Source organism: Aquamicrobium sp. (genome assembly GCF_023954335.1).
GTDB lineage: Bacteria > Pseudomonadota > Alphaproteobacteria > Rhizobiales > Rhizobiaceae > Aerobium.
Window position 1 is genome coordinate 50,627 of record NZ_JAMLIE010000004.1, and the last position, 15,887, is coordinate 66,513.

The following is a 15,887-nucleotide window of genomic DNA, read 5'->3' on the forward strand; positions in this document are numbered from 1 at the left end:
GCCCCGCCTTTGCGCGGAGCGCCTATTTCCGCCGGATGCCGAAGCTCTGGAAGCCGGCCTGCATGAGCGGCTTGCGCGACGAGATCACCCGGCTGTTGACGCCGTTCCAGCCGATCTCGCGCGCCAGCCGCGCATATTCGATCTTCGGGCAGCGGTTCATGACGACCTTGATCCCAGCCGCTTCCGCCCTTGCCGCCGCCGCGTCGTGGCGCACGGTCAGCTGCATCCAGATGACCTTCGGCCGCGGGTCGAGCGCCAGCGCCTCGTCGACGATGGCCGGCGCGGCATCGGAGGCGCGGAACACGTCGACCATGTCGATCGGCTCCGGCACGTCGGCGAGCCGCGCATAGGCCGGGCGGCCGAGGATTTCCCTGCCCGCATGGCCCGGATTGATCGGGAAGACCGTATAGCCCTTGTCGATCAGGTACTTGGTCACGAAAAAGGAGGGCCGCACCTCGTTTGCCGAGGCGCCGACGATGGCGACCGTGCGCACCTCCTGGAGGATGCCGGCGATATAGGCGTCGTCATACGTGTCGTGGTTCATTCAGGCAGCGAGATACGCCCTTCCTCGTCGATGGGAAAGCCCGGATTGTGCGCGACCTCCCAAAGATTGCCTTCGCTATCCTCGAAATAGCCCTGCATGCCGCCCCAGACGGCGCGGGCGGCCGGCTTCAGCACGCGTCCGCCGGCCGCCTTAACCATGGCCAGCACCTCGGCGACCTCTTCCTCGGAGCGTGTGTTGTAGGCGAGCGCGACGCCGGAGAAGCCCGGCAAGACGCGCTCGACGAACCCGCGCTCGCCCCTCCGCTCGACGGCGACAGCCCGGACCGGCCGCGGCGAGTACGCCTTGCCCGCGTCGCGCGCCATCTCCTCGCGCGGCCACAGCGCCAGGATCAGCCCGCCCATCTGGAAGAAGGCGACGCCGTCGGTGAACCGCTCGTGCCGCTCCAGCCCCATCGCCTCGTAGAAGGCGACGGCGCGGTCGAGATCGTCGACCCCGAGCGTGACGAGCGAGATGCGCGGTTCCACGGTTTTTCGCCTATTCCTCTGTCCATTGCGGCTTGCGCTTGGCGATGAAGGCGTCGATGCCTTCTTCCGCGTCGCGCGCCAGCATGTTCTCGACCATCACGCCGGCGGCGTAGTCGTAGGCCCCGGCCAGCCCCATCTCGGCCTGCCGGTAGAACGCCTGCTTGCCGAGGCGCAGCGCCGTCGGCGACTTGGCGGCGATGGTCGCGGCATATTTGTCGACGATCTGGTTGAGATATTCCGGCGGCACAACCCGGTTGACGAGACCGAACTCGCGCGCCGTCGCCGCGTCGATCATCTCGCCGGTCAGCAGCATCTCCATCGCGTGCTTCGGCTTGACCTTGCGCGACAACGCCACGGCCGGCGTGGTGCAGAACAGGCCGACATCGATGCCGTTGACGCCGAAGCGCGCGCGCTCGGAGGCGATGGCGAGGTCGCAGCTCGCGACGAGCTGGCAGCCGGCGGCGGTGGCGATGCCGTCGACGGCCGCGATCACCGGCTGCGGCAGGTTGACGACGCTCTGCATCAGGAGCGCGCAGTCCCGCATCGTCCGGTCGAAGAACGCCCGGCCCCGATCGGCATCCGCCCGGCGGGCGTTCATCTCTTTCAAATCGTGGCCGGCGCAGAACACCTTGCCCGGCGCGCCGAGCACGACGACGCGCGCGCTGCGATCGGCTGCGCAGGCGTCGAGCGCCTCCTGCAAGGCGGCGATCATGTCGAGCGACAGCGCGTTGGCCGGCGGGTTGTTGAGCGTGAGCCGCACGATGCCGCCCTCGCGCACGGTCCTGACCAGCCCCGCGCTGTCCTCCCCGGCGCGAATTGCCACGATCTCGGCCATGTCTTCCTCCTCATATCCCGCCCAGCGGCAAGGCGCCGGAACCGCCCCGGCCTTTCCCTGAAAGCCGCGAGGCAATCCTCGTCCTTGCCTCGCGCAGCCCGGCATGGAAACGCCGCCGGAGCGGCCGTTTCGCATCGCTCGCGGGCTGCACCAGCGAAAACTACCACTTGCCGGGTTGAAGGAAAGCCCGGAAATGGCCAAACTTGATTTGACGTTTACGGAAACGGAAGCTTGGGAGGCCGGACAGGCAATGACGACGCTTACCCCGAAGAAGACGGCCCCGCAGATGACGGCCGAAGAGATCAACGCCTTCCTGAAGCAGGTCTATCCGCAGCTCAACGACGATTTCTCCGACTATCTCACCACGGACGTCTTCCCCGGCGGCTGCACGGTCCGCCTCAACGCCGGCGAGCGACATCTGCGGCCGGGCAACACCGTCTCCGGCCCGTCGCTGTTCACGCTGGCCGACATCGGCGGCTATGTCTGCGTGCTCTCCCATGCCGGGCCGGACGCGCTGTCGGTGACCACCAACCTCAACATCAACTTCATGCGCAAGGCCGAGGCCGGCCCGATCGACGGCCATTGCCGCATCCTGAAGCTCGGCAAGAGCCTGATGGTCTACGACGTGACCATGACCGCCGGTCCCGACAACCATGTCGTGGCGCACGCAACCGGCACCTACTCGATCCCGCCGAGGCGGAACGGATGAGGTATTTAAATACCTCTTTTTTAAGTTATTGATTTTGCTTTATTATTAATCGTAGGTTGCGCGATGCGCCGATTGACGCGGCACGGGATGCGCTTTATAAGCCGCCCTGAACGCAGCGGTCCTCTCCGGGGCCGCCGTTTTCATGTTGGCGCGAGGCTCTGGCGAGCGCCAACGCAAGCAACAAGAAACGCCCTTTTCGCCTTCCCCTTTCCCGGGGCACGCGCAAGGGTCATGACAAGAAAGCAACGACCATGACAACCTTTTCGCAGAAGCCTGCGGATGTGGTGAAGAAGTGGGTGCTGATCGACGCCGAGGGTCTCGTCGTCGGCCGTCTCGCCTCCCTCGTCGCCAACCGTCTGCGCGGCAAGCACAAGCCCACCTTCACCCCCCATGTCGACGATGGCGACAACGTCATCATCATCAACGCCGACAAGGTGGCGCTGACGGGCCGCAAGTACACCGACAAGAAGTACTACTGGCACACCGGCCATCCCGGCGGCATCAAGGAGCGCACCGCGCGCCAGCTTCTCGAGGGGCGCTTCCCGGAGCGCGTGATCGAGAAGGCCGTCGAGCGCATGATCCCGCGCGGCCCCCTCGGCCGCCGGCAGATGAAGAACCTGCGCGTCTATGCCGGGCCGAACCACCCGCATGAAGCCCAGCAGCCGGAGACGCTCGACGTCGGCTCGCTCAACGTCAAGAACAAGAGGGCCGCATAATGGCTGATCTCTCCTCCCTCGCCGAACTGGGCCAGGCGACCGCCGCCGAGCAGCCGGCCGCGCCCGTCCATGTCCAGAAGCTGGACAAGCACGGCCGCGCCTATGCCACCGGCAAGCGCAAGGACGCCATCGCCCGCGTCTGGGTCAAGCCCGGCACCGGCAAGATCGTCGTCAACGACAAGGAGTACGACAAGTACTTCGCCCGTCCGGTGCTCCAGATGATCCTGCAGCAGCCGATCGTCGCCACCAACCGCAACGGCCAGTACGACGTCATCGCCACCGTCACCGGCGGCGGCCTGTCCGGCCAGGCCGGCGCGGTGCGTCACGGCATCTCCAAGGCGCTGACCTATTATGAGCCGGGCCTGCGCGCCGTGCTCAAGAAGGGCGGCTTCCTGACGCGCGACAGCCGTACCGTCGAGCGCAAGAAGTACGGCAAGGCCAAGGCCCGCCGCTCGTTCCAGTTCTCCAAGCGCTGATCATTCCGCGCCACGGAACAGACAGGGAAGCGGGCCTCACGGCCCGCTTTTTTGTTGCGCCCTTGCCATATCCGGCCGATAGGATGGCGCATGGCGGAACCACTCGAACCCGTGAGGGTTCGCAAGCCCGACCGGGCGTCGCGCGGCCAACGCGCCCCCCGCGGAGGCGTTTCGCGAAGCGAAACTGCCGCGAGCGAAAAAGGAAACCCACACATGCCATCCAACGCCATCGACCGCGCCTTCACCGCCCGCAAGACGACGGGCAGCGAGCCGGAGCCGACCTATGCCGGCGCGCTTTCCTTCATGCGCCGCAAGTTCTCCAAGGACGTGAAGGGCGCAGACGCGGTGGTCTGGGGCATTCCCTTCGACGCCGCCGTATCCAACCGGCCGGGCGCGCGCTTCGGCCCGCAGGCGATCCGCCGCGCCTCGGCGATCTTCGACGTCGACCCGCAATATCCGTTCGCGCTCGACCTGTTCGAGAATCTCGCGGTCGTTGACTATGGCGACTGCCTGCTCGACTACGGCAACCATTCGAAGACGCCGGCAGCGATCGAGAGAGAGGCGGCGAAGATACTGAAGGATGCCGGCTTCCTGCTGTCTCTCGGCGGCGACCATTTCGTCACCTGGCCGCTGCTCAAGGCCCATGCCGCGATCCACGGCCCGCTGGCGCTGGTGCAGTTCGACGCGCATCAGGACACCTGGTTCGACGACGACAGGCGCATCGACCATGGCTCGTTCGTGGCCCGCGCCGTGCGCGCCGGCCTGATCGACCCCGGCCGCTCGATCCAGATCGGCATCCGCACCCACGCGCCCGAGGATTGCGGCATCAGGATCCTTTACGGCCACGAGATCGAGGAGATGCGCGCCGCCGACATCGCCTACGCGATCCACGAGCGCACCGGCGGGCGCAAGACCTATGTCACCTTCGACATCGACTGCCTCGACCCGGCCTTCGCGCCGGGAACGGGAACGCCGGTGGCCGGCGGCCCGTCCTCGGCGAAGATATTGTCGGTGCTGCGCCAGCTCGGCGGCCTCGACATCGTCGGCGCGGATGTCGTCGAGGTCGCCCCGGCCTACGACCACGCCGACATCACCGCCATTGCCGGCGCGAGCGTCGCGATGCACTATCTCGGCCTGTTGGCGGAAAAGCGCGCCCGAGGCTGAAAGCGGGCTTTCGACGTCCCATATCGCCAGAACCTTCCAGCCATCCGGAACACGAGCATGAAACCGAAAATCTTCATCGACGGCGAGCACGGCACCACCGGCCTCCAGATCAGGCAGCGCCTCGCCGAGCGCGCCGATCTCGACATACTGTCGATCCCCGAGAGCGAGCGGCGCAATCCTACGCTGCGCGAGGAGATGCTCAACGCCGCCGACATCGCCATCCTGTGCCTGCCGGACGACGCCGCGAAGGAATCGGTCGCCATGGTCGGCGGGGGCAATTCCACCCGCATCATCGACACCTCGACCGCCCACCGCACCGCGCCCGGCTGGGCCTACGGCTTCGCCGAGATGGACGAGGGTTGGGCGCGGAAAATCGCCGAGGCGCGCCTGGTCGCCAATCCGGGCTGCTACCCGACGGGCGCGATCGGGCTGATCCGGCCGCTGGTCAAGGCCGGCCTGCTGCCGGCCGACTATCCGGTCACGGTCAACGCGGTGTCGGGCTATACCGGCGGCGGCAAGCAGCTGATCGCCCAGATGGAGGACGATGAGAACCCCGCCTACATCGCCGCGCCGCACTTCCTCTACGGGCTGACGCTGGCTCACAAGCACGTGCCGGAGATGCAGCTTCACGGCATGCTCTCCCACGCACCGCTGTTCGCGCCGAGCGTCGGCCGCTTCGCGCAGGGCATGATCGTGCAGGCGCCGCTGCATCTGTCGGGGCTGAACGGCGCGCCGCAGCTGGCGGACCTCCACGCGGCGCTGGAAAGCCACTATGCCGGCCAGACCGTCATCGAGGTCGTTCCGCTCGCCGAATCGGCACAGCTCACCCGCATCGACCCGACCGAGCTCAACGACACCGACCGCATGAAGATCTACGTCTTCGGCACCGAGGGCAAGGGACAGGCGAACCTCGTCGCCGTGCTCGACAATCTCGGCAAGGGCGCGTCGGGCGCCGCGGTGCAGAACATGGACCTGATGCTGGGCAAGACGGCATAGGCCGGGTGGAGCCGCCGCCCTGCCCCGCGCATTGGCGCATCGCCGGGGCGGTGCTTGTCAGCGACGGCATCGGCGGCAAGGTCTGGCGCGCCGAGCGCGCGGATGGCGGCCCGGTCGCGCTCAAGCAGGCGAGCCCGGCGGCGCTCAGCGAGATCGACGGCGCGGCCGGTTTCCTGCGCTGGGCCAATGGCGACGGCGCGGTGCGCCTGCTCGAACGGGCGGACGACCTCCTGCTGCTCGAATGGGCGGGAGACTTTAGCCTCGCTGACCACCTCGAACGCCATGGCGACGACAGCGCCACCGGGATCGCGGCCGCGGTGCTGCAACGGCTGCACGCCGCGCGCGACGCGCCGCCGCCCGCCGCGCTGACGCCGCTTCACGACATTTTCGCCGGCCTTTTTCTCAAGGCGGAAGGCGACAGGCGCGCCGGGCGGCGCACGCAATTCGTCGAGGCCGCGGAATGCGCGCAGGCGCTGCTGTCGAGCCAGCGTGATATCCGTCCCCTCCATGGCGACGTCCACCACGCGAATATCCTGTACGCGCCGCGCGGCTGGCTGGCGATAGACCCGAAAGGGCTGATCGGCGAGCCGGCCTTCGATGCCGCCAACCTCTTCTGCAATCCGCTGGAGAAAGATCTGCGCTTCCGCGAGGAGCGCGCGCTCTCGATGGCCGCGATCCTGTCGCCCGCGCTCGGCTGCGCGGCCGAGCGCCTGCTCGACCACGCCTTCGCCTTTTCCACGCTCTCGGCCGCCTGGCATATCGAGGACGGCGATCCGGAAGAAGCGGAGCGCAGCCTCGCCGTCGGCCGCGCGGTGCGGGCCGCGCGGGCCCGGCTCATGTCCTGACGGCGATCTCCGTCTCCATCGGGTAGCTGCCGCGCGTCGCCCGCCAGTGGGCGGCGGCGAAGCCGAGCACGATGATGGCGAGCGCATGATGCGTCAGCGCCACATGCAGGTGAACGAAGGTCAGGAGCGCGAGGATGCCCATCGCCACCTGCGTCAGCATCAGCCCGAACAGCAGCACGGCGCGCCGCGCATGGGTCGAGCCCGGCTCGGCCCGCCACGTGGCGACGGCGTGCCAGAGCGAGACGACGAACAGGAGATAGGCGCCGAGCCGGTGGACGAACTGCACCGTCAGCGGGTTCTCGAAGAAATTGGTCCACGCCGGCTGCATGGCGAGCAATCCTTCCGGCCACACCTGCCCGTCCATCAGCGGCCAGGTGTTGTAGGTCAGCCCGGCATGAAGGCCTGCGACCAGCGCGCCGAGCCATATCTGGATGAGGACGAGAAGGACGATCCAGCCGGCCCATCGTTGCGTCGAGCGCCCGGCCGGACCGGCCGAATAGGATGCCAGCCCGCGCGCGACCAGCATCGTCGCGGTGAAGATGACGCAGGCGAGCAGGAGGTGGATCGCCAGCCGGTACTGGCTGACGAACAGCCGCTCGGTCAGGCCCGACGACACCATCCACCAGCCGATGAAGCCCTGGAAGCCACCGAGCAGGAACAGCCCGACGAGCTTCGGCTTCAGCTGCCGCTCCAGCCGCCCCGTGACCCAGAAGAAGGCGAGCGGCACCGCGACCAGCAGGCCGACGCCGCGCGCCAGCAGCCGGTGCGCCCATTCCCACCAGAAGATGACCTTGAACTCGTCGAGGCTCATGCCCTTGTTGAGTTCCTGATATTGCGGGATCTGGCGGTACTTCTCCAGTTCCTCCTGCCATTCGGCCTCGTTCACCGGCGGAATAACGCCGTGGATCGGCTTCCATTCGGTGATGGAGAGGCCCGAGCCGGTCAGCCGCGTCGCCCCGCCGACGACGAACAGCGCGAAAAGCACCAGGATCACCGCATAGAGCCACCAGCGCACCATGGCGCGGTTGCGCATCTCGCGGTTTCTGGCCGAAACGGGTTCCAGGGCTGTCAGTGCCTGGTCGGTCATGGCGTCCTCGCTGGGGCATCCTCGCTGGGTTTCCGGGGCGGAAGCCTTGCCAGCTTCGTCGCGCATCGCCGCCTGTAACACAAGCTGTAACATGGGGCGCGGCCGCGCGACATGCCGTCGCGTCCGCCGCGCGCTTTCGACCCAGCATTTGCACGATCGGCGCAATGCGACTATGTCGTGGCGCAAAGGGAAGCCGAACCCATGCCCGTGCGCGTGAAGAAACTGATAGGCACCGTGCTGCTGGTGCTGCTCGTCGCCATCTATGCGCTGATCGCGACCATCGTCGCGGTCGCCCAGCTGTCGCAGTCGGGCCCGCTGGTGCATCTGGCCTATTTCTTCTTCACCGGCTTCCTGTGGGTGCTGCCCGCCATGCTCATCGTCAACTGGATGGTGAAGCCGCCGCGGGGCAAGGCCGGCTGATCTCGGGAACCCCGGACGGGAATCGGACGTTTCTTCTGCACGAACGCAGGAGAACGACCATGAAAACCCGACTCTGGATCGCCGCGATGGTCTACCCGATGGTCAACGCCGTGTTCTTCGGCGTCTTCGCCATCGCCGTCCTGTCGATACCGGCCCTTAACGAGGCGGCATCGACGCTCTTTCCGATCATCGTCCCGGCGAGCTTCGTGCTTTCGCTGCCGGTGGCGTGGCTTCTCGCGCCGCGTCTGCGCCTTCGCTACTGGCGCGATGGACATGCGACGTGAGCGCGCTGGCGCATTGAGCCTGACGCGCCGACGTCTATCCTGGGCGGATGACCTATACGCTCGTCACCGCCAACCGGAACTATTCCAGCTGGAGCCTTCGTCCGTGGATCCTGATGAAGGCGCTGGAGATTCCGTTCGCGGACCGCCTGCACCCGTTCGGCGGTCTGGTCAATTATGACGCGTTTCGCGGCTTCTCGCCCACCGGGCAGGTGCCGGCGCTGATCGACGGCGAGCGTACCATATGGGATTCGCTCGGCATCGCGCTCTATCTCGCCGACCGCCATCCCGGCGTCTGGCCGGCCGTGGAGCGCACGGCGGCGCGCGCCTTCGCCCAGTGCGCGGTATCGGAGATGCACAGCGGCTTCACCGCCATGCGCAGCGACTGTCCGATGAATGTCGGTGTCCGGGTCAGGCCGAAGCCGATGTCGGACGCGCTCCTGCGCGACATCGCACGGCTGGAGGAAATCTTCACCGAAGGCCTGTCGCGCTTCGGCGGGCCGTGGCTTGCCGGCGACACGTTCTGCGCCCTCGACGCCTTCTTCGCCCCGGTGGCCTTGCGCATCCGCACCTACGGTCTCGATGTCGGGCCGGGTCAGGCATGGGTGGCGCGCATCCTCGACCATCCGGCGATGAAACAATGGGAGCGCGAGGCGCTGGCCGAAACGTGGCGGGAGGCGGGCCACGAGGCCGAGCTGGCCGCCGCCGGCACGGTGATCGAGGATTTCAGGGCTGCCCCTGAGGCAGCCGCCGACACCTAGACCGTCACCAGCCGCTAGACCGTCACCAGCCGCCTTCCCCTGCCGGCCAGCAGCGTCGTCAGCCCCGACATCAGCGTGCGCGTCGCCGCCACGGTTTGGAAATTGCCGTTGACCGAGATGCGTGGCAGCGCGTGGGGATGGCCGGCATGGCCGGGCAGAAGGACGCCATGGCGCGTGGTGACGGCGGTTTCGAACCCCGCCTCGGCGGCAAGCGCCGCCTCGCGCGCACCCGCCGCCGCCGGGCCGCCATAGGGATAGGCGAAGTGCCGCGGCCTGACGCCCGTCTCCGCCTCGATGATCGCGGCGGAGCCGCGCATTTCCCGCAGGACGTCGTCCGCGTCGAGCCGCTTCACGTTGGCATGATGCACCGTATGCGCGCCGAGCGTCGCCAGCGGGTGCGCCGTCAGCGCCCGCAATTCATCCCAGTCCATGAACCGGCGTCTCGGGCCCGCGATGCCGCCGAGGGCGCACAGCGCCGCCTGTTGGTCCTTTTCCGCCACCTCCTGCGACAGCCACGCCATCAGCCGGCGGGCCGCGCGGCGCTTCTCGTCCATGCCGCCGCAGGAAAGCGCTTCTCCGGTCTCCGGCAGGCGCACCTCGTCCCGCGCCGTCACCAGCTCCTCGATCACCTCCCACCACGGCAGGGTCTCCCCGGAGACGAGCGCGGGCGCGACATAGACGGTGAACAGCGCTTGATGGGCCTCGAAGACCGGCAGCGCCTCGGTTAAATTGTCGAGATAGGCGTCGTCTGCGGTGATCGCGACCACCTGATGCCCGCGCCCGGCACGCACTATCGCGGGAATCTCGTCCATCGCCACGATCGCCTGCCCGCGCCGGCGAATGTCGGCCAGCAGCCGGTCGAGGAAGTCCGGCGTGATCGTCAGGCCGCTATTGACCCCGAGCGGCGACCAGCTCTCCCGCGTCACCCGGTGCAGCATCAGGATCGCGCCGCACCCCGACAGGAAGGGCCTCGCCAGCGCCGCCGCGCCCGACAGGCGCAGCGCGCCGAGCATCAGTCCGATTGCCGCGTTCTTCCCATCGACCATTGATTCACTTTTTCGCCATACGCTTCAGGCCGCCCGTCGAGCGAAAGCCGGCCGAAGGGCCGCCCCGCCCGCAGCTTTAGACGAGAAGGATTTCGGTATGGTTGACATCGGCGCGGTTTCCCCGGCCCGGCGCGAGGCGGATGCAAGACCCATGGACGCCGCTGTCTCCACGATCGAGGTCGAGGCCGCCAATGCCTCGGCGCTCGCCGGCTACGAGGCCTTTTGCAGCGGCGGCCTCCTCGGCCCGGCGCAGCACCCGGTATGGGTGCGCGCGTGGATCGGAGCCATGAAGGTCGACGCGATCATCGTCACCGTCCGCCTCGAGGGGCGCCCGCTCGTCAAGCTCGCGCTCGAAGTGGTGGAAAAAGGTCCGTTCCGCATCGCCCGCTTCACCGGCGGCAGCCACGCCAACGGCAATTTCGCGGCGCTTGCCGCAGGCACGCAGGTTTCGCTGACGCGCGCGGAAAAGGCCGCGCTAACCGTGGCGCTGCGCAAGGCGCGGCCCGACATCGACCTCGTGCATCTTTCGCGCCAAAACCCGCATTTCGACGGCGTCGCCAACCCGCTCGCCGGCCTGGCGACGATGACGAGCCCCAACGTCTCGCTCGCCGCCCGGCTCGACGGCGGGTTCGAGGCGCTGCTCGACCGCGCCGGCCGCAAGCGCAAGGTCAAGCACTACAAGAAGCAGCTTTCCAAGTTCAAGCACGACGGCGGCTTCAGCCTGATCGAGCCACGAACGCCGCAGGAGGTCGAGCGCCTGCTCGACGCCTTCTTCACGCTGAAGGGCGAGCGCCTGCGCAAGATGGGCATCGCCGACATCTTCATGGACGAGGACCTGCGCGCCTTCTTCCGCACGCTCGCGCTCGCCTCGCTGGAGACGGAGCCGGCGCCCTTCATGCTGCACGGGCTCGAGGTCGGCGGCAGGGTCATCGCCGTCAACGGGCTGAGCGTCACCGGCCACAGCCTCGTCTACGAGTTCTCCGGCATCGATGACAGCGACCCGACCACCAGTCCCGGCTATTTCCTGAACTACAACAGCATCGACAAGGCGTGCAGCCTCGGCAAGAAGCTCTACGATTTCAGCGTCGGCGACGAGCGCTTCAAGCGCAGCTGGGCCGATGTCGAGACCTGGCAGTTCGAGACGCTGCTGCCGCTCAGCGGCAAGGGGCGGCTGCTCGCCCTCTACGAGCGCAGCCGCGCCACGGCCGTCCGTTCCATCAAGTCGAACGACCGGCTCTGGCAGATGGTGAAGAAGCTGCGCGCGCGCCTCGGCGGCGGGCAGCACCAGAGCGAATAGGAAAGGCCGGCTTCTACGCCGCCGCGCCCCTGCGCCGCCTGCCGCGCGAAGGCCGCCCGGCCGGCGTCACGGTCAGCGCCAGCCCGTAGCCGCATGCCTCGACATCGGCAACAGTCGCGGCAACGGCCGGGTCGAGCGGGTCGACGGCGCCGATCAAGACCTCGGCATAGTCGTCCGCCACCGCCTCGATGGTCTGCGCGTCGGTCGCGCCGCATTCGATGACGACGATGTCGTAGGTGCCGTCGAGCGCGTCGAGGATCATCGGCAGGCGGTCGGCCGCCCGCATCGCCTTGACCGGGTCCGCCGTCCCGGCCGGGGTGACGTGGCACGCGGAATAGAGATCGCCGTGGATGATGTCGGCGAACTGCGCCTGCCCGGCCAGAAGGTCGGTGATGCCAGGATGGCGGGCGCTGTCGAGCATTGCCGCCGAGGGCGCGCCCGACCAGGTCAGGTCGAGATAGAGCGTCTTCAGGCCGGCATCGGCCAGTTCGCGCGCGACCATCACCGAAACGGCGGTCGCCTCGTCGCCTTCCGGCGAGATGAACACGGCGCGGCCGGCATCCCCGTCGATCAGGTGATCGGCGATCCCGGCAACGGTGATTTCCTCGGGCCTCGTGCTTGCCATCGTCGTCTGGTCCTCTTCAATACGGTCTGCGTCCGCATCCGCGAACCGCGTCTCGTCATCCACGTCTTCGACAGCCGGCTCGTCCGGGAGGGAGGCGGCATGCGCCGGCTCCACGGGCGGCGTCCATTCCGCCGGTTCCGGCAGGGCGATTTCGGCCTCGTGCTCGCGCGCGGCCAGCGTGGGAACCGGCGCGGGAGCCGGCTCCATCGCCGGATCCTCCTCCACCCGCACCAGCGAGCCGGCGGCCGGGCGCATGGCGCGGCCGCTGAACAGCTCGCGCAGCAGCACGATCACGGCGATGACCAGCAGCGAGCCGGCGAAGGCGGCGGCGAGGATCGGCACCATCTTGGGGAAGTAGGCCTCGTGCGGCGGCTGGGCGGCATCAAGGATGCGCGCATCCGCGGGCAGGGAGGCGCTGTCGGCGCGCCCCGCCGCCTCGCGATAGCGCGCCAGATAGGTTTCGAGCAGCGCCCGCTGGGCGAGCGCCTCGCGCTCCAGCTCCCGCAGCTCGACCTCGTCGTCCCCGGCCTGCGCCGACGCGGCCTTGAGCCGGTTGACCTCGACGACGAGCCGCTGCTCGCGCGCCCGCGCCGCCTCGGCTCCGTTCTCGGCCGAGGCCAGCACCTTGCGCACCTCGGCGCGCAACTGCCGGCCGCTCTCGTCGAGCTGCGCCCGCAGCGCGCGCATGCGCGGGTGATTCTCGAGGAGCGAGGCCGACAGGTCGGCAAGCTCGGTCTCGATCTGCGCCTGACGCTCGCGCAGGCGCTGCACCATCGGCGAAGCCAGCACCTCGGGCATCGTCTCGGCGCTCTCGCCGCTGTTCAGGGCTTCCCGGATCGTCACCGCCTTCGCTTCGGCGGTCGAGCGCTCGGCGCGCGCGCGCGTCAGCTCGCTCGAGATTTCGGCGAGCTCCTGCGTCGGCAGCACCGAATTGTTCTGTCCGACCAGCAGGCCGGAACTGGCGCGATAGTCGGCGACCCGCGCCTCGGCCTCGCGCACACGCTGGCGCAGTTGCTCGATGTTCGGCTCCAGCCACTGGCTGGCGTCGGCGCTGGTCTGGCGCTTGGCCTGTTCCTGCGCGGCGACATAGGCCTCGGCGATGGCGTTCGGCACGGCCGCGGCAAGCTCGGGGCTCTGCGAGGAGAAGGAGACGACGATGACCCGCGAGCCCTCCACCCGGTAGATCCGGAGCTTTTCCTCCAGCGCCTTCAGCACCCGCTCCTCGACGGAGGCCTGCGTCGGGTCGCTCTTCAGGCCGGCGAGGATGAGAAGGTTGCCGAGCGCGGAGGTTTCGCCCGAGGCGCCGAATTCGGCATGCGATCCGAGATCGAGCTGGCGCGCGACGGTGCGCAGGATATCGGCCGAACCGATGACCTCGACCTGCGACGCGACCATCTCCTGGTCGAGACGCGCCCTGTCGACATCGACGACGCCGTTCGAGGCCGGGCCCGTATAGGGCGATTCCCGCGCCTCGATCATGAGGCGCGTCTCGGCCCTGTAGAGCGGCGTGGCAAGCCCGACGAGCACATAGGCCAGCCCCGTGACGACCAGCGCGGCGATGAGGATGCGCAGCCAGTTCCGGGCAAGGCTGCCGAAAAGCTGGCCGAGATCGACATCGACATCGCTGACAACGTGACGTGCATCAGGCATGGGGCTTAACTCCGGTACGCGACGCCCGACATGGTAAACGGGTATGGTAACCACGAGGTTAAGCATCGGTGCGCCGCGCGGGGTGCGGCCGGGCTTTTACCCCGCATTAACCTTAACGGGAGGATAAAGACCGTGCCGGAACCGGATCCGTGCGGCCGATGCGAGCCCGCATCCCGCGCATCCGGCCGCTGACCGTATCGAGGAACGTCATCCGCCCATGAAACGCCAGCTTGCAGCCGCCTTCATCGCTTCCGCAGCCCTGCTGGCGGCGGGTTGCTCGGGATACCGCCCCGCGCCGCCCGCCTTCCACGAAGCCATCAACAAGCCCTACGTGCTCGACGCCGGCGACAATGTGCGCATCACGGTCTTCGACCAGGAGATGCTGACGAACACCTATGCGGTCGACCAGTCGGGCTACATCGCCTTCCCGCTGGTCGGCGCGATCGCCGCGCGCGGCTACACCGCCCAGCAGCTCGAGGGCCAGATCGCCGAGCGCCTGCGCAACGGCTACCTGCGCAACCCGGACGTCTCGGTCGAGATCGACCGCTACCGGCCGGTCTTCATCATGGGCGAGGTCGGGGCCGCGGGCCAGTATTCCTACGTGCCGGGCATGACGGTGCAGAAGGCGGTGGCGGCGGCCGGCGGCTACACGCCCCGCGCCAACCAGAAGGATGTCGACATCACCCGCGCCATCAACAACGAGGTGATGACCGGCCGGGTGAAGACCTCGGAACCGCTTCTGCCGGGCGACACGATCTACGTGCGCGAACGCCTGTTCTGACGGCGGAGCGCGTTTCCGTGGCGACCAGCCTGCGCATCGTCCATTGCTTCCGCGCGCCGGTGGGCGGCGTGTTCCGCCATGTGCGCGACCTCGCGGTGGCGCAGGCGGCGGCGGGGCACCAGGTCGGCTTCATCTGCGATTCGACGACCGGCGGCGCGCTGGAGGACCGCTATTTCGACGCCATCGCCGGCTCGCTGGCGCTCGGCGTCACGCGCATGCCGATCGGCCGCGCGATCGGCCCCGGCGACATCGCCGCCGGATGGCGCACCTATCGACTTGTCAAGCAATTGCGGCCGGACGTGCTGCACGGGCACGGCGCCAAGGGCGGCGCGCTCGCGCGGATTTTCGGCTCAGCCCTGCGGGTATCCAGGTTTCGCGTAGCCCGCCTCTATTCGCCGCATGGCGGCGTCCTGCACTTCGACCCGGCCACAGTGAAGGGCAAGGCGCTGTTCGCGCTGGAGCGGCTCATGGACCGCATGAGCGACCGCTTCCTGTTCGTCTCCGAGTTCGAGCGCCGCACCTTCGCGCAGAAGATCGGCGGGCCGAAAGCGCCGTCGGAGGTGATCTACAACGGCCTCGGCCCGGCCGAGTTCGATCCCGTCCCGCCGGCGCCGGACGCCGCCGATTTCCTCTATATCGGCGAGATGCGGGCGCTGAAGGGCACCGACATCTTCATCGATGCGCTGGACAGGGCCTCGACTGCCACCGGCCGGCCGCTCACCGCCGTCATGGTCGGCTCCGGCGAGGTGGAGACCTATGCCGCCCGGATCGAACGCCTCGGCCTCGGGGAACGCATCCGCATGCTGCCGCCGATGCCGGCCCGCGAGGCCTTCGCGCTCGCGCGCCTCGTCGTCGTGCCGTCGCGCGCCGAGGCCATGCCCTATATCGTGCTGGAGGCGCTGGCCGCCGGCAAGCCGATGATCGCCGCCGCGGTCGGCGGCATCCCCGAGATCTTCGGCCCGACCTCCCCCGCTCTCGTCGCGCCGGACGTCGAGGCCGTCGCGGCGGCGATGGCGCGCGCGATACGCGACGAGGCCGCCCATGCGGCGCTGATGCCCGCCCGCGACGACCTGCGCGGCCGCTTCGGCGTCGAGACCATGGCGGCACGGGTCGAGGCGGCCTACCGGCTGGCGCTGGCACGCTGAACCGGCCATCGGCCGTCAAGGTTT

Annotated in this window: 18 protein-coding genes; 12 read left to right on the forward strand and 6 right to left on the reverse strand. The window is 68.4% G+C overall.

Annotated features, from left to right (window positions below; all coding sequences use genetic code 11):
• Nucleotides 1-22: 22 nt before the first annotated feature.
• Genes M9945_RS19815 through M9945_RS19825 form a run of 3 tightly spaced genes read right to left on the reverse strand, consistent with a single transcriptional unit; the run spans nucleotide 23 to nucleotide 1,864 of the window.
• Complete coding sequence (locus M9945_RS19815; protein WP_367945919.1) at nucleotides 23-544, reverse strand: CoA-binding protein; 522 nt, start codon at nucleotides 542-544, stop codon at nucleotides 23-25.
• Entirely contained in the window at nucleotides 541-1,029 is a 489-nt protein-coding gene (locus tag M9945_RS19820) for a VOC family protein (RefSeq protein ID WP_367945920.1), read from the reverse strand. The genes M9945_RS19815 and M9945_RS19820 overlap by 4 nt, the downstream gene beginning before the upstream one ends.
• 10 nt (nucleotides 1,030-1,039) lie before the next feature.
• On the reverse strand, nucleotides 1,040-1,864 hold the full coding sequence (locus M9945_RS19825; protein ID WP_367945921.1) for an enoyl-CoA hydratase: 825 nt from the start codon (nucleotides 1,862-1,864) through the stop codon (nucleotides 1,040-1,042).
• A gap of 250 nt (nucleotides 1,865-2,114) precedes the next feature.
• Between M9945_RS19825 and M9945_RS19830 the strand changes: the two genes are divergently transcribed.
• The 6 genes from M9945_RS19830 to M9945_RS19855 all read left to right on the forward strand — a co-directional run bounded on the left by M9945_RS19830 (nucleotide 2,115) and on the right by M9945_RS19855 (nucleotide 6,770).
• Nucleotides 2,115-2,573: a PaaI family thioesterase gene (locus M9945_RS19830; RefSeq protein WP_367945922.1), complete on the forward strand. Its 459-nt coding sequence runs from the start codon at nucleotides 2,115-2,117 to the stop codon at nucleotides 2,571-2,573.
• 251 nt (nucleotides 2,574-2,824) lie between these two features.
• Complete coding sequence (gene rplM, locus M9945_RS19835) at nucleotides 2,825-3,289, forward strand: 50S ribosomal protein L13 (RefSeq protein ID WP_367945923.1); 465 nt, start codon at nucleotides 2,825-2,827, stop codon at nucleotides 3,287-3,289.
• Nucleotides 3,289-3,765, forward strand: coding sequence for a 30S ribosomal protein S9 (gene rpsI, locus M9945_RS19840; RefSeq protein ID WP_367945924.1), 477 nt, complete (start codon nucleotides 3,289-3,291; stop codon nucleotides 3,763-3,765). Before rplM ends, rpsI begins: the two co-directional genes overlap by 1 nt.
• Nucleotides 3,766-3,978: 213 nt before the next feature.
• Nucleotides 3,979-4,929, forward strand: coding sequence for an agmatinase (gene speB, locus M9945_RS19845; protein ID WP_367945925.1), 951 nt, complete (start codon nucleotides 3,979-3,981; stop codon nucleotides 4,927-4,929).
• Nucleotides 4,930-4,986: 57 nt separating this feature from the next.
• Nucleotides 4,987-5,925, forward strand: coding sequence for an N-acetyl-gamma-glutamyl-phosphate reductase (argC, locus tag M9945_RS19850; protein ID WP_367945926.1), 939 nt, complete (start codon nucleotides 4,987-4,989; stop codon nucleotides 5,923-5,925).
• Nucleotides 5,926-5,930: 5 nt separating this feature from the next.
• Nucleotides 5,931-6,770, forward strand: a complete 840-nt coding sequence (locus M9945_RS19855; protein WP_367945927.1) for an aminoglycoside phosphotransferase family protein — start codon at nucleotides 5,931-5,933, stop codon at nucleotides 6,768-6,770.
• Here M9945_RS19855 and M9945_RS19860 read toward each other — a convergent pair.
• On the reverse strand, nucleotides 6,760-7,857 hold the full coding sequence (locus tag M9945_RS19860) for a COX15/CtaA family protein (RefSeq protein ID WP_367945928.1): 1,098 nt from the start codon (nucleotides 7,855-7,857) through the stop codon (nucleotides 6,760-6,762). The genes M9945_RS19855 and M9945_RS19860 overlap by 11 nt on opposite strands.
• Nucleotides 7,858-8,058: 201 nt before the next feature.
• Between M9945_RS19860 and M9945_RS19865 the strand changes: the two genes are divergently transcribed.
• From M9945_RS19865 to M9945_RS19875, 3 genes are read left to right on the forward strand one after another with little or no spacing between them, the layout of a single operon-like run.
• Nucleotides 8,059-8,277, forward strand: a complete 219-nt coding sequence (locus tag M9945_RS19865) for a DUF2842 domain-containing protein (RefSeq protein WP_367929035.1) — start codon at nucleotides 8,059-8,061, stop codon at nucleotides 8,275-8,277.
• Nucleotides 8,278-8,336: 59 nt separating this feature from the next.
• Nucleotides 8,337-8,561 (forward strand): hypothetical protein, encoded by a 225-nt coding sequence (locus M9945_RS19870; protein ID WP_367929036.1) that lies wholly within the window; start codon nucleotides 8,337-8,339, stop codon nucleotides 8,559-8,561.
• A 47-nt stretch (nucleotides 8,562-8,608) separates the two neighbouring features.
• Nucleotides 8,609-9,319, forward strand: a complete 711-nt coding sequence (locus M9945_RS19875; RefSeq protein ID WP_367929037.1) for a glutathione S-transferase family protein — start codon at nucleotides 8,609-8,611, stop codon at nucleotides 9,317-9,319.
• 14 nt (nucleotides 9,320-9,333) lie between these two features.
• On the opposite strand, the gene M9945_RS19880 is transcribed toward M9945_RS19875, so the two are convergent.
• Nucleotides 9,334-10,365 (reverse strand): polysaccharide deacetylase family protein, encoded by a 1,032-nt coding sequence (locus M9945_RS19880; RefSeq protein WP_367945929.1) that lies wholly within the window; start codon nucleotides 10,363-10,365, stop codon nucleotides 9,334-9,336.
• A gap of 97 nt (nucleotides 10,366-10,462) precedes the next feature.
• Here M9945_RS19880 and M9945_RS19885 point away from each other — a divergent pair, with 97 nt between their 5' ends.
• Nucleotides 10,463-11,662, forward strand: coding sequence for a GNAT family N-acetyltransferase (locus M9945_RS19885; protein ID WP_367945930.1), 1,200 nt, complete (start codon nucleotides 10,463-10,465; stop codon nucleotides 11,660-11,662).
• 13 nt (nucleotides 11,663-11,675) lie between these two features.
• Here M9945_RS19885 and M9945_RS19890 read toward each other — a convergent pair whose 3' ends face one another.
• Nucleotides 11,676-13,937, reverse strand: a complete 2,262-nt coding sequence (locus M9945_RS19890) for a GumC family protein (RefSeq protein ID WP_367945931.1) — start codon at nucleotides 13,935-13,937, stop codon at nucleotides 11,676-11,678.
• Between the two features lie 217 nt (nucleotides 13,938-14,154).
• Between M9945_RS19890 and M9945_RS19895 the strand changes: the two genes are divergently transcribed.
• Nucleotides 14,155-14,718 carry a polysaccharide biosynthesis/export family protein gene (locus M9945_RS19895; RefSeq protein ID WP_367929041.1) on the forward strand — a complete coding sequence of 188 codons (564 nt, stop codon included), beginning with the start codon at nucleotides 14,155-14,157 and terminating at the stop codon, nucleotides 14,716-14,718.
• A 17-nt stretch (nucleotides 14,719-14,735) separates the two neighbouring features.
• Nucleotides 14,736-15,863 carry a glycosyltransferase family 4 protein gene (locus M9945_RS19900; RefSeq protein ID WP_367945932.1) on the forward strand — a complete coding sequence of 376 codons (1,128 nt, stop codon included), beginning with the start codon at nucleotides 14,736-14,738 and terminating at the stop codon, nucleotides 15,861-15,863.
• Nucleotides 15,864-15,887 lie beyond the last annotated feature (24 nt).